This window comes from Bacillus cereus (assembly GCF_025917685.1).
Classification (GTDB): Bacteria; Bacillota; Bacilli; order Bacillales; family Bacillaceae_G; genus Bacillus_A; species Bacillus_A cereus_AT.
The window spans coordinates 1,310,970-1,323,271 of record NZ_CP089518.1 but is presented as its reverse complement, the minus strand read 5'-3'; the positions used below and the strand labels follow the sequence as shown (position 1 = coordinate 1,323,271).

Genomic DNA, 12,302 nt, shown 5'->3' with positions numbered 1-12,302 from the left:
TGCGCTCTACTCCCAAATGGGATAGTCGTTAGGCTTTTACTTATCTTAATCTTTCAGAAAGTCTCTTATTACTTTATGTTGTCCGATAACTCTGCTATACAAAATAATAAGATACATTCTGAACTTTTATATTTTCATTCTAAGATAAGATTTAGCACGGTAGGTTACCTCAAACTTGAGGCTTTCCCCGTTTAACGGAGTGTTCGACTAGCATTTCTACTAGAAGGTGCTACATATTTAACACAAGTTCGACATCTTCACAGTTCCAATATTCTTCAATGGATGCTGGTTATTTGCATTTGATTTAAACATTAAGTATGGGTAACCAGACTCAAGCTGAATCATAGCGATTTTAATCAGCATATCACGTGCACTAATATCTAGTGGCTTCTTCTTCACTTTCGGATTGCTCATTAATTCATCGTACATTTCATCAATATCTATATCATCTAAATGTTTTCCGTACTCTTTAAATACTGTATAAGGCGCGAAAACATGGAAAGGTTCGTTTTTCTCAGCAAGTTCAAAGAACTTACTTGGAACGATAATTCCGATTGATAGGGACTGAATACGGCTCTTCTCATCGGCATTTATTTTTTTTGTATCAAGAAATTCAATAATATCCCAATGGAAAATGTTTAAGTATACAGCGCCGGCACCTTTTCGTTGGCCAAGTTGATTCGCATATGAAAACGAATCTTCAAGCAATTTCATAACAGGTACTACACCACTTGCGGCGTTATCAATACCTTTAATTTGCTCACCACGTGCACGTAGCTTAGATAAGTTTAAAGCTACTCCACCACCGATTTTCGATAATTGCATTGCAGTATTAATGTTAAAGCCGATTGAATTTAAGCTATCGTCCATCTCTAACAAGAAACAAGACACCATTTCTCCTCTTCTGCTTCTTCCCGCATTTAAAAAGGTTGGTGTCGCTGGTTGGTAGTTTTGTTTTACAATCATGCTTGCGAATTGTTTTGCCTTCGCAACATCACCGCGTCCTAAGTATAGTGACACAATTGCTACACGATCTTCATAGCTTTCTAAGTATTGTTTTTGATCATTCGTTTTTAACGCATAATCTTTATAGAACTTAGATGCTGCCATATAAGATTGGAACTCGAAGTTTTCACCATAAGCGATGTTATATACTCCTTCTACTTCCTCCAAGCTATACTCGTCCAGAACGTTGTAATAGTAATCGTGTTCTTTCATATACTCCATTCGCTCTGCCACGCTATTAAAAGGAACGGTATTCTCTCTAGCCTCTTCCATAAAGACTTCTAATGCCTCTTTATCTTTATGAAGCTGATAAAAACCATCCTGCATTTGCGTGATTTCATTATTCAGTTCAATGTGTCGCAATCTCCCGCACCCTTTCTTTAAAATATTCTACATCATTATTTGTTCCAGATAACTCAAATTTTGATACAATAGGCACTTCATATTTAGTAGAAATTTTGTCAGCACTTGCACCAAACATGTCTCCCCAATTACGATTGCCGCTTGCAGATACGCCTTTTAATTTTTCATTATTGCGTTCTAAAAAGTCTAAAACACGTTCCGGTACATTGCCAAAACCTGTTGTATACGTAATAAGAATAAAGTCTTCATCTAATACTAGAGCTTCATCAATTTGAACGGCCGGCATATTTAATTTGTGGATGAAACGCTTCACGTTTCCTGTCATAGAATCATATGCAACTAACATTTCCGACCCTCCCTCTCCAATCTATATTCTCTGTATGTCGTTTCTTGATTTCTCTATATATTGTATTACGTTTCAAAATAAGACACAAGATATATGTATAAATTCTTTCTTTTTTTAACTTTTACTTTTCGACATGACCGTCGATTTTTTTCAATACAAAGACTATGAAACAACATTCTAAAACTCATGTCAATAAAGTGCTTTTCAAAAAAGTTGTCAACGAATTTAACCTTATTTTAAAAAAAGTTGACAATATTTTTTGTCATAAAACAGTAAATGCTGGAGTAATATATTTCTCCAGCATCACGCAAAAAAGAACAGACATTAAACGATAATCTGTTCTAAAAAACGATTACATTTATCAATTTTACTTTATTAAATATTATACATATACTTTCGTTCCTCGTTACATACTAAAAGATAACTATTATAGAAAAAGATTATTATTATGGAACTTCAATTTATTTATGAAAAAAATTATTCCGGATGCTCAATACGCAAAATATCTTTTATAAATATATGATGTGGATTCTCATCTTTATCGAGCATTGTACATACAGGAGCTTCTTCATCAAAGTATACGATCATTCCTTCTACGTATTGATATGTATGTTGAACTTGTACAGTTACTTTAATTTCTACAGCTTGCTCATATGCTCTTTTTATTTTCTGAAGCATTTTTGCTGAACATTTTCGTTTCTCTGGATACATAACCATTCCCATAAACCTATTCCCAGCTCTATCTTTCCACATATAATCCCAATGTGGTAATATGCCTTGTTTAAAATCTCCCATAATTCTCCTCTCCTTTATCTTCTATTTATGAACGTGGTGTTTCTGAATATGTATAAATTACCTGTCCACCGCGCTGTGCATTCCCGATAATATGTCTAAAATCTTCTCGACTTACAACAACTTCCCTGAACGTATAAAATACATCTTTCGTCGCAACATACTCCTTTATTTCACCATTTTTCAGCTGATCCAAAATTGCATTTGCTAATTGTTTATCCATGTATTTCACCTCTCTGCAATAGTTTATTTTATCGCATCTTCTATAGGTCGACAACGGTAAAATTATCCCGTTACTATTATGTAATTCACTTTCATTATTTTTATAGCTATATCACTTTATTATATTCGCACTAAATATCATATACTAACATAGCTACTTCTCTATATCAAACTTTTTGACGCTCTGTATAACAAAGTTCCAATCCACTGTTTGTTATTTTATTTTATGCTACAATATATGCATAGAACTAGGAGGGATACTATGATTCGGAAAGCAAAAAAGACAGATGCGATAGGAGTAGCACCTTTACTGTATAACGCTCTGCACGAAATTGCTGAAAAAATCACAGGTAGCACAGTTGAAGCAAAAGTGATACTAGGACTTGAAACATGGTTCGCAAAAGAAAATAATCGATTGAGCTATGAAAACTGTTTAGTGGCTGAACAAGATGGAAAGGTAGTTGGGGTTATTGTCGTTTATCACGGTAGTAACGCTGAACAACTTGATGCACCAATCGTACACCACTTAAGAGAACTACATGAAGACGAATCCATTACGTTAGAAAAAGAAGCTGAACTTGATGAGTATTATATTGACACGTTGTCAGTTTCAAATATGTACAGTGGACGTGGCATTGGCTCTAAATTAATCGATGCAGCTGAACTTCATGCAACTGAAAAAGGTCATGAAAAAATCGCCTTACTTGTTAATTTAGAAAACAAACGCGCTTTTTCACTATATGAAAAACTTGGTTACAAAAAAGATAACATCGTTATGCTCGTTGGTGAACCGTATGCCCATCTAATAAAACCATTACGGTCATTAGTTTCTATATCTTAAAAGGACAATTCTTTTTGCTTGTTATGTAAAGAAAGAGACTGCCAAAGGGACAGTCTCTTTTATGTTAAATTCGTATTTAATACATTTCCATCCATCGCCTCACGAAATGTATACGTTGTACATCCCCACGGCTTCCTATGGAAAATAGGCGAACCTGACCACCCTATTGCCCTCAGTTCAGTCCCAATCATCACATTGAAATAACTATGACCTACAAGAGTAATATGTCCGTGTACGAGCGCATAGCGGTGTAACATATTAGCAGCTTGCCTTGCTCTTTCTCGCACTTCCTTATAAGACTCAACATCCTTACTATAAGCAGCTATCCATAGTGTACGTCCAATAAACATCCATACATTAGGTTTACATTTCAACCATTTTGGAGCATAAAAACCTGTCGGAACTTCAGCTTCCCTAAAAAGAGGATTTTGCACAAAAGATAAAGAATCCGTTAATTCGGCTGCTGATTGCACAGCGCGCCTCTGATCACTCGTTACGACCAATTTCGCTGTTGTAATCGCCTCAATTGTTTCAATCGGTATATGAGCTTCTTTTACCGTAGTTCCTAAATCATATTGCTTCATCCATTCACGAAATGAAATAATTGTCATTGGCTCTATAGCACTATCCAAACGACCATGACGAATAAAAGAAATTCTCATTCTTTCCACTCCCCATTCATCACTTACGAACTATATTATGTACTATTTCTTATTGCCATCATACCATGCATAAAAAGAAAGTTATACATCATTACATATCCCCACTACTATCATGCGTTATCGATGTATGCAAACCATCCAGTCCATCAAAATATGTAGTTGTTTCATGTTGACGCATTTTCTTCAACTGTATATAAGAAAATAAAAATAATAAAATCGCTATAAAGCTCCCCACAATTTCAAACATCATTTTACCGCCCCTAATTTCTCCTACTTTAGTAGGTCATTGTATCTTTTTTATTATACTCCCATATAAAGATGTATGCATTTCCATCATTCCTCTCCTAACAATATTTTTTTCACATATTTTCTTACAAAAAGTGAATATTTTTCGAATTTTTACTTTGGAAACATTTACAAACTAGACAATATGGTTCAAAATAAGAGGAAATAAAAAAAACCAAAATTATTCTTTTTTGGGAAAACTGTAACAAGGAGAGTTGCTTATGCAGATCGCAGAAACTGGAGATATCATTGAATTTAAAGGTGGAATGCAAGGCCGTGTTCAAAAAGTAAATCAAAACTCCGTTATTGTAGATATAACAATTATGGAAAATTTTAGAGAACTAGATATGGAACCTCTTACAGTTGTAAGTCATAAAAACTATACTGTCATTAATCAAAATGCATAATATAATAGAAAGAAAGGATCTGTATAACATACAGATCCTTTCTTTCTATTATATATTAACGATTATCAATTGTTTCTGGATATAGATCATGGTTCATCATGCGGTAGTCTGCCATTTGTTCATATTTCGTTCCTGGGCGACCATAGTTGCAGTAAGGATCAATTGAAATCCCTCCACGTGGTGTGAATTTCCCCCATACCTCAATGTAACGCGGATCCATTAATTTAATTAAATCATTCATAATAACGTTCATGCAATCTTCGTGGAAGTCACCATGATTGCGGAAACTAAATAAATATAGCTTTAAAGATTTACTCTCTACCATTCTTTGTTCTGGAATGTAGCTAATATAAATTGTTGCAAAATCTGGTTGGCCTGTTTTCGGACATAAGCTTGTAAATTCAGGGCAATTGAATTTCACAAAATAATCACGGTTTGGATGATTATTATCAAATACCTCTAAAATTTCTGAGCTATATTCAAATAAATATTTTGTATTTTGATTTCCTAATAATGTTACATCTTTTAAATCTTCATCTAATCTTCCTGCCATTTTAAACATCCCTTCTCATTATACTCCGCGTTTATTTCCCCATACTAACGCATGAAGCTGCGGCAATACTTTTGCATTATTCATCTCTTTACAGTTAACCGCTTTTTCAATAAGCCATTCATACTTATCTAATAATTTTTTAATTAGCATCGCATCATCCACAGTTTTTGTATCATCATTCCCTACTTGTAAGAAAAATGGCACATCTGGATAACGTTCATGCATCTTAACTGCATACTCAAAGTCATAATCGTCAAATACTACTACCTTTAAACTAATATCTTTTCCTGCTAGTTTCTGAATCACATCATCTAACTTCTGAAAATCAGTACTCATCGTCGAACTTGGTGGTTTTGGAGAAATCGTTATCTCATCAATTTGAAGTAACCAATCTTGCCATTTACTCCCTTGCGTTTCGATTGCTGTTCGCATTCCATTCTCTTTTAATATAGAAAGAAGAAACTCAATATTTTTCAGCAATGCTGGATTTCCCCCTGAAATCGTAACATGAGAAAAATTTTCGCCACCAATTTCTACAAGCTCATTCCAAACATCTTCTGGAGTCATCTGTCTAATTTGATCTTTAGCCGATCCATCCCACGTAAAAGCAGAATCACACCAAGCGCAGCTATAATCACAGCCAGCTGTACGGATAAACATCGTCTTTTGTCCTACAACCATTCCTTCACCTTGAATAGTCGGGCCAAATATTTCTAAGACTGGGATTTTACTCATCGAGCATCCACTCCCGTCTTACTTCCGCATAACTAGTCGGTGTCTCAAACAAACGAACAAATTCAACACGCGCTCCTTTGTATTCACTCGCACGATTATCTTTTGTTAATGCTTCTGCCATCTTTTCATAAATCCAAACTACCATATTTTCAGCAGTCGTATTCATTGCTGGTAATGTTTCATTTAAATAACGATGATCTAAATAAATTTCTATTTCATTTTTCCAAATTTCTTTTATATCTCCAAAGTCAATTGCAAGGCCTATTTCATTTACATATCCGCTAATTCCAAATACGACTTTATATGTGTGGCCATGTAAATTTTTACATTTACCTTCATAACAGTGTAAATGATGCGCTGCATCAAATGTAAATTCCTTGCTGACCATTACTCTTCTATTATGATACTTGAGTTGTTCACGCTGAATATCCTTGTCCATTTTTTGCAAATTTTCTACGATGCGAAATCCAAAGAAATTATCCATTAGTTGTTCGCTCCTTCGCGTTCTTGTAAGTACGTATCTAATCCTGCTTTACGAAGTTGACATGCTGGACATTCACCGCAACCATCACCAATGATTCCGTTATAACATGTTAATGTTTTTTCTCTAACAAACTCGAATGCACCAAGTTCATCAGATAATTTCCATGTCTCTGCTTTATCAATCCACATAAGTGGTGTATGAATGACAAACGGATAATCCATAGATAAATTTAATGTAACGTTTAACGATTTCACAAACACGTCACGGCAATCTGGATAACCACTAAAATCAGTTTCACATACACCTGTTACAATATGACGTGCTCCAACTTGTTTTGCTAATACAGCAGCAAATGATAAGAATAGTAAATTTCGTCCATCTACAAATGTCGATGGCAATTCACCGTCTTCATGTGTAATCTCCATATCCGTTCTCGTTAACGCATTTGGAGCAAGTTGATTTAATAGACTCATATCTAGTATCGTATGTTTAATACCTAGCTCTTTCGCAATTTCTGCTGCACAATCAATTTCTAACTTATGACGTTGATTGTAGTTAAACGTTACAGCTTCCACTTCTGCGAACTGCTCTATCGCCCAAAATAAACATGTTGTACTATCTTGTCCACCACTAAAAACAACAACTGCTTTTTCTTTTTTCATTTCACTCATTCTCCTTCTCTACTACGAATAAGAAGAAAGAACGTTCTTGAACTGTCACAATAAAAAAACAAAACAATACCTAAGGATATTGTTGTTTCCATAGTTTTTTATAGAGGGAGTTCGCGAACCTCTCCCATGCAGTGCATGGAATTTCTTCTTTCATTGACAAAGCTTATTGTAACATATTGTATACTACCATAAAAAATTTCTGATTTTTCCGCTATTTCTCATTTCATTTCTTTCATTTTATAGTATGATTAATTTAATGTTAGAAGAGAGGAGGCATCCCACTGGAACTCTTTATTATTTACCTCTTTTTAAATATATTATCTATTCTCGTTACAATGCTCGTATATCATTTATTTTGGAATCAGAAAGGGAAACGATCTCCTAAATTAAATTCAGCTATATTTATTGTATTGTGTTGCCTCGCTACCATACTATGTATCACTTTTGCAGCAAAAACAAATAATGGTTTTCAGTTCGACATGCGACATATCGTATTAATTGTCGGTACGTTAACGGGAGGGCCTATTGCTGGTGGTTCTATTTTAGCTGTATTAAACATTTATCGCTTTTTATTAGGAGGAATAGGTGCGTTTCCATCCTTTATCGCTTCTATTCTCCTATTTATTGTTCTACTATTAACATACAAATTTTTCAATCGAAGTTCTAATCATATAAAAATAACACTTGCTATTTTTTACAGTCTTACTTATGGATTTGGTTGGATACCATTTTTCCTTGCAAGTGTTACAAATGATGCAGATTATATACCACATATCATTGTGTACGAACTATGTACGATGATTGGCACGATCCTTATTTTATATTTACTACACATATTACAAATGCAAGTTCGTCTCCAAAATGAACTTATGAACGCTGAGAAATTTCATTTAATCGGCGAAATGGCGGCTTCCATCTCTCATGAAATTCGTAATCCTTTAACTTCAACGAAAGGATTTTTGCAACTTTTACAGTCAAATACGTGCTCTGAGAAGGAACGAAAATTATATATCGACATAGCCATTAATGGGATCGAACAAGCAAATCATGTTCTTACCGACTACTTAACTTTTGCAAAACCGAGTATTGAAAAAGAACAACAATTACAAGTAGAGGAAGAATTACTTCATGCGTTGTCTTTGATTACACCTCTTGCCAATTTAACGAATGTTCGTATACATTACATAAAACAAAGTACATCTTTCTTTATAGCTGGTGAAAGGCAAAAGCTGAACCAATGCTTATTAAATATTTTTAAAAACTGTATTGAGGCTATGCCTAACGGTGGTGACCTTATTCTTACATTAGTTCCAGACCATAAACATATACAATTATATATAAAAGATACAGGCGTTGGTATGGATCCAGAACAAGTAAAACGCCTCGGGTCACCCTTCTACTCGACGAAAGAAAAAGGGACCGGACTCGGGATGATGGTCGTCTTCAGTGTCATTCAAGCAATGAATGGAAAGATTGATATTATTAGTGAAAAAGGAACAGGTACAACATTTTTATTAACTTTCCCAATCATACAAAAAACGTGATGAAATTCATCACGTTTTTTCTGTTCCTTCAACTAATTCTGCAAAAGCTTTCACTTTTCCATGTGGTTTTTGATTCTCTTTCCGAGCTTTCCAAGCGCGCTCTTCTTCTCTCTTTTTCTTTGACATACTTTTCAACTCCTTTTCTCTTCTCCATGTAGTATTCCAAAATGAGAAAGAAAACTATGCATGAGTAAAAAAGGAAAAGAAGCGGTTCACCGCTTCTTTCACTTTATCCCGTTATTTGAGGGCAGCCCGATCGGTAAAGAATAATAATCAGTGCGGGATGCCATCCAATGATTAAAGTTTCACTTTATCGCTGTAAAATTGCATGTTTTGCTTCTTTTAGCTGTGTAAGATGCCTTTGTTCGTGCAAATCCAAAAATTGAACCCATTGGTATAAATTCAAATCATTAAAAATAGGATGTTTCAATCCATTTTCAAATAATTCTTTTTCATCTATCACACTATGAAGTGCATGTAATAATTCTTGTCGTGAATGTTCTAGTAATTGAATTCCTTGCAGTTTCTTCATTAATGTTTCTGTTGGTTTCATTTGTTGAGGAGCTTCCCGTTTATATGTGCGATCAAGCGTAAGTTGGAGGTCTTTAAATGGAGCAATTTTTCTTTCTTTTTTTTGCAAAGCATATACAAGGGCAGATGTGACAGACTGTTCAACTAAATGTAAATGATGCAAAATTTGAATAATACTCCATTTATCACGACGTGGCTTTACATTCACCTCCGTATCATTTAACATTTCAATTTCTGATAACAGCGTGCTTCGTGTAGACTGTAATGAGTGGACTAAAGTTTCTAAACTAACATCCATATTAGATTGAAGCATGATGCTTTCCCCCCTTTTGTTGGTGAAAAGAGGTGCTCCTTATTAGAAACACCCCTTAGATAATTCTGAATTTTCTTTTATTATCTCATCATTTTTCCATTATGTCGATGTTAAACATGTGAAAAAAAGCGCATATTTTTTACAATTTTGTGTCGTCAACAGCACGTAACCACGCTTCAATTTCTGTAATTACACTTTTTACACAACCTTCAGCAAATGGCGATGTTAAATTTGCAACTTCTACTAATTCTAAGAATGATTTACTTCCACCTTGCTGACAAAGATTCACATAATCTTCCCAAGCCTCTTGTCTATTATCTCTTGCACGTTTCCAAAATTGCAGTGCACAAATTTGAGCTAACGTGTAGTCAATATAATAGAACGGTGAGCTATAAATGTGGCCTTGACGTTGCCAGAAACCACCGCGCTCTAAATAATCATTATCTTCATAATCACGATGTGGTAAATATTTCTTCTCTATGTTACGCCATGCTGACTTACGTTCTGCTGGCGATGCTTCTGGATTCTCATATACATAATGTTGATATTCGTCTACAGATACACCGTACGGTAAAAATAGAAGTGCTGAACTTAAGTGTGAGAAATAATATTTTTCCGCATCTTCTTCAAAGAATAACTTCATCCACGGCCATGTAAAGAATTCCATACTCATCGAATGAATTTCACACGCTTCATATGTTGGCCAATTGTATTCCGGAATTTCATACTTACGACTTTCATATACTTGGAAAGCATGACCAGCTTCATGTGTTAGTACATCAATGTCACCAGACGTTCCATTAAAGTTTGAGAAAATGAATGGCGCTTTATAATTCTCAATATATGTACAATATCCACCACCAGCTTTTCCTTTTTTCGCAACTAAATCTAATAAATCATTATCTAGCATGAAATTAAAAAATTCATCTGTTTCAGCTGATAATTCTTTATACATCGTTTTCCCGTGATTAATAATCCAATCCGCATCACCTTTTGGAGTTGGGTTACCTGTAGCAAACTCAAAGTTTTCATCATAATAAGCGAGCTTTTCTACACCAATGCGTGTTTTTTGCCTATTTCTTAACTCTGTTGCAACCGGAACGATATAATCTAATACTTGCTGGCGATAGTCCGCAACCATTTCAGCATTATAATCTGTACGATACATTCTCGCATATCCTAATTCAACAAAGTTTTTAAAACCAAGTGTTTTTGCAATTGTTGTTCTCACTTTAACAAGCTCATCATAAATACGGTCTAACTCTTCCTCATTCCCAGCTAAAAATCCGTAGTATGCTTCACTTGCTGCTTTACGTTCGCTTCTTTCTTTTCCTTGCATAAACGGAATAAGTTGTGATAACGTTCTTTCTTCTCCTGCAAAGTCAATTTTTGCAGATGCTAACAACTGTGTATATTGTGAAGACAATTTATTCTCTAATTGCAAATCTTTCACTACTTCATCTGAATATGTTTTTAAATCACATTCAGCTAGAGCAAATAATTGCTTTCCATAATACGCTTCTAATTCTTCACGGAATGGAGAATTCATTAACGCCTTATAATATTTTGTTCCATAGCCTTGTACAACTGGAGAGTACTCATCAAAGAAATCTTGCTCTTCTTTATAAAAAGCATCTGTCGTATCAACAGAATGACGAATGTAACAAAGATTCCCCATTGTACCAAAATCATTACGAATTTCATTAATTGAATTAATTACTTGTTTTTGTTCTTCAACCGTTTTTGCATTATCGAACTTTTCTAAAGCAACAGTAAACTTCTCTTTTAATTCTTCAATATTTGGCCGTTTATATTCATAGTCTTTAAATGACATGAACGAGCCCCCTCTCCATTATATGCATCATTACTATAATTCAATGCTCACTTCCAAATATCCTCTTATTTTTCAGCAAAATACAGCAGCTACTGTCATAATTACATGTAAACAAAAAAGCCTTGGATTTCTTTATCCAAAGCTCCTTTGGAACGTATTATTATTTTTCATACTTTCCAATTTTTTTTAATAGATCAAGTAATTCATCCTTTTCATCTTTCGTTAACATTTCGAAAGACTGATGTATAACTTGCTCATGCCCTGGAAAAATAGAAGCAATAAAGCTCTCCCCAGACTCCGTTAATTGCGCATAAATAACACGTCTGTCATTCGGGCATGGGATCCTCTTTACTAGTCCTTTTTTCTCGAGCTTATCTACAACGTATGTAATGCTGCCACTAGCTATTAAAATACGCTCACCAATTTGCTGAAGTGGTTGGCCTCCTTTATGATATAGTAGTTCTAATACAGCAAACTCAGTTGGATTTAATCCGTTACTTTGTATGGATTTATTTGTAGTATCCATAACAGAACGATGTACACGGGATAATGCAATAAATACTTTTAAAGATTGAGAAATATCTTCTCGCTCATTATTTGATGTCATACCATTTCAACCCTTCACTTAAATTCTCCGCAACAAAAAGAAAAGCAACGTAGTACTTCATTACAATTTACAAATGAATATTCACTCATCCCTTTTCATTTCCCTAA

At 34.5% G+C, this 12,302-nt stretch carries 16 protein-coding genes, 1 pseudogene and 1 riboswitch; of the genes and pseudogenes, 3 read left to right on the top strand and 14 right to left on the bottom strand.

What is annotated here, in order from left to right; translation table 11 throughout:
• Nucleotides 1–240: 240 nt before the first annotated feature.
• From LUS72_RS06800 to LUS72_RS06785, 4 genes and pseudogenes are all read right to left on the bottom strand, one after another.
• Nucleotides 241–1,368: pseudogene (locus LUS72_RS06800) on the bottom strand (ribonucleotide reductase N-terminal alpha domain-containing protein); the annotation flags it as partial.
• Nucleotides 1,355–1,714, bottom strand: coding sequence for a class Ib ribonucleoside-diphosphate reductase assembly flavoprotein NrdI (gene nrdI / locus LUS72_RS06795; RefSeq protein WP_000959445.1), 360 nt, complete (start codon nucleotides 1,712–1,714; stop codon nucleotides 1,355–1,357). The pseudogene LUS72_RS06800 and the gene nrdI, both read right to left, overlap by 14 nt.
• A 477-nt stretch (nucleotides 1,715–2,191) precedes the next feature.
• Entirely contained in the window at nucleotides 2,192–2,509 is a 318-nt protein-coding gene (locus LUS72_RS06790; protein ID WP_071744777.1) for a hypothetical protein, read from the bottom strand.
• Between the two features lie 25 nt (nucleotides 2,510–2,534).
• Complete coding sequence (locus tag LUS72_RS06785) at nucleotides 2,535–2,729, bottom strand: abortive phage infection protein (protein ID WP_097831840.1); 195 nt, start codon at nucleotides 2,727–2,729, stop codon at nucleotides 2,535–2,537.
• A 261-nt stretch (nucleotides 2,730–2,990) separates the two neighbouring features.
• Between LUS72_RS06785 and LUS72_RS06780 the strand changes: the two genes are divergently transcribed.
• Nucleotides 2,991–3,569, top strand: coding sequence for a GNAT family N-acetyltransferase (locus tag LUS72_RS06780; RefSeq protein ID WP_097831841.1), 579 nt, complete (start codon nucleotides 2,991–2,993; stop codon nucleotides 3,567–3,569).
• Between the two features lie 59 nt (nucleotides 3,570–3,628).
• Here the strand turns inward: LUS72_RS06780 and LUS72_RS06775 are convergent, their stop codons facing one another.
• Nucleotides 3,629–4,231: a histidine phosphatase family protein gene (locus LUS72_RS06775; RefSeq protein WP_264448721.1), complete on the bottom strand. Its 603-nt coding sequence runs from the start codon at nucleotides 4,229–4,231 to the stop codon at nucleotides 3,629–3,631.
• A gap of 91 nt (nucleotides 4,232–4,322) precedes the next feature.
• Nucleotides 4,323–4,481, bottom strand: coding sequence for a hypothetical protein (locus LUS72_RS06770; protein ID WP_097831843.1), 159 nt, complete (start codon nucleotides 4,479–4,481; stop codon nucleotides 4,323–4,325).
• A 256-nt stretch (nucleotides 4,482–4,737) separates the two neighbouring features.
• Between LUS72_RS06770 and LUS72_RS06765 the strand changes: the two genes are divergently transcribed.
• Complete coding sequence (locus LUS72_RS06765) at nucleotides 4,738–4,923, top strand: YkvS family protein (RefSeq protein ID WP_001165081.1); 186 nt, start codon at nucleotides 4,738–4,740, stop codon at nucleotides 4,921–4,923.
• A gap of 55 nt (nucleotides 4,924–4,978) precedes the next feature.
• Here the strand turns inward: LUS72_RS06765 and queF are convergent, their stop codons facing one another.
• Genes queF through queC form a run of 4 tightly spaced genes read right to left on the bottom strand, consistent with a single transcriptional unit; the run spans nucleotide 4,979 to nucleotide 7,357 of the window.
• Nucleotides 4,979–5,476 (bottom strand): preQ(1) synthase, encoded by a 498-nt coding sequence (gene queF, locus LUS72_RS06760; protein ID WP_264448720.1) that lies wholly within the window; start codon nucleotides 5,474–5,476, stop codon nucleotides 4,979–4,981.
• 18 nt (nucleotides 5,477–5,494) lie between these two features.
• Entirely contained in the window at nucleotides 5,495–6,211 is a 717-nt protein-coding gene (gene queE, locus LUS72_RS06755; protein WP_097830173.1) for a 7-carboxy-7-deazaguanine synthase QueE, read from the bottom strand.
• Nucleotides 6,204–6,695 (bottom strand): 6-carboxytetrahydropterin synthase QueD, encoded by a 492-nt coding sequence (gene queD / locus LUS72_RS06750; protein WP_097830172.1) that lies wholly within the window; start codon nucleotides 6,693–6,695, stop codon nucleotides 6,204–6,206. The genes queE and queD overlap by 8 nt, the downstream gene beginning before the upstream one ends.
• Nucleotides 6,695–7,357, bottom strand: coding sequence for a 7-cyano-7-deazaguanine synthase QueC (gene queC / locus LUS72_RS06745; RefSeq protein ID WP_097830171.1), 663 nt, complete (start codon nucleotides 7,355–7,357; stop codon nucleotides 6,695–6,697). Before queC ends, queD begins: the two co-directional genes overlap by 1 nt.
• Before the next feature lie 93 nt (nucleotides 7,358–7,450).
• Nucleotides 7,451–7,494: riboswitch (PreQ1 riboswitch) on the bottom strand.
• 207 nt (nucleotides 7,495–7,701) lie between these two features.
• Here queC and LUS72_RS06740 point away from each other — a divergent pair.
• Nucleotides 7,702–8,910 (top strand): ATP-binding protein, encoded by a 1,209-nt coding sequence (locus LUS72_RS06740; RefSeq protein ID WP_097830170.1) that lies wholly within the window; start codon nucleotides 7,702–7,704, stop codon nucleotides 8,908–8,910.
• A 9-nt stretch (nucleotides 8,911–8,919) separates the two neighbouring features.
• On the opposite strand, the gene LUS72_RS06735 is transcribed toward LUS72_RS06740, so the two are convergent.
• The 4 genes from LUS72_RS06735 to LUS72_RS06720 form a co-directional block, all read right to left on the bottom strand.
• A complete protein-coding gene (locus LUS72_RS06735) occupies nucleotides 8,920–9,036 on the bottom strand; it encodes a DUF6254 family protein (protein ID WP_000038354.1) in 117 nt (38 codons plus the stop codon).
• Between the two features lie 184 nt (nucleotides 9,037–9,220).
• Nucleotides 9,221–9,754, bottom strand: coding sequence for a DinB family protein (locus LUS72_RS06730; protein WP_097830169.1), 534 nt, complete (start codon nucleotides 9,752–9,754; stop codon nucleotides 9,221–9,223).
• Nucleotides 9,755–9,893: 139 nt separating this feature from the next.
• Nucleotides 9,894–11,588, bottom strand: a complete 1,695-nt coding sequence (locus LUS72_RS06725) for a M3 family oligoendopeptidase (protein WP_097830168.1) — start codon at nucleotides 11,586–11,588, stop codon at nucleotides 9,894–9,896.
• 160 nt (nucleotides 11,589–11,748) lie between these two features.
• Nucleotides 11,749–12,195 carry a MarR family winged helix-turn-helix transcriptional regulator gene (locus LUS72_RS06720; RefSeq protein WP_000203343.1) on the bottom strand — a complete coding sequence of 149 codons (447 nt, stop codon included), beginning with the start codon at nucleotides 12,193–12,195 and terminating at the stop codon, nucleotides 11,749–11,751.
• Nucleotides 12,196–12,302: the final 107 nt, after the last annotated feature.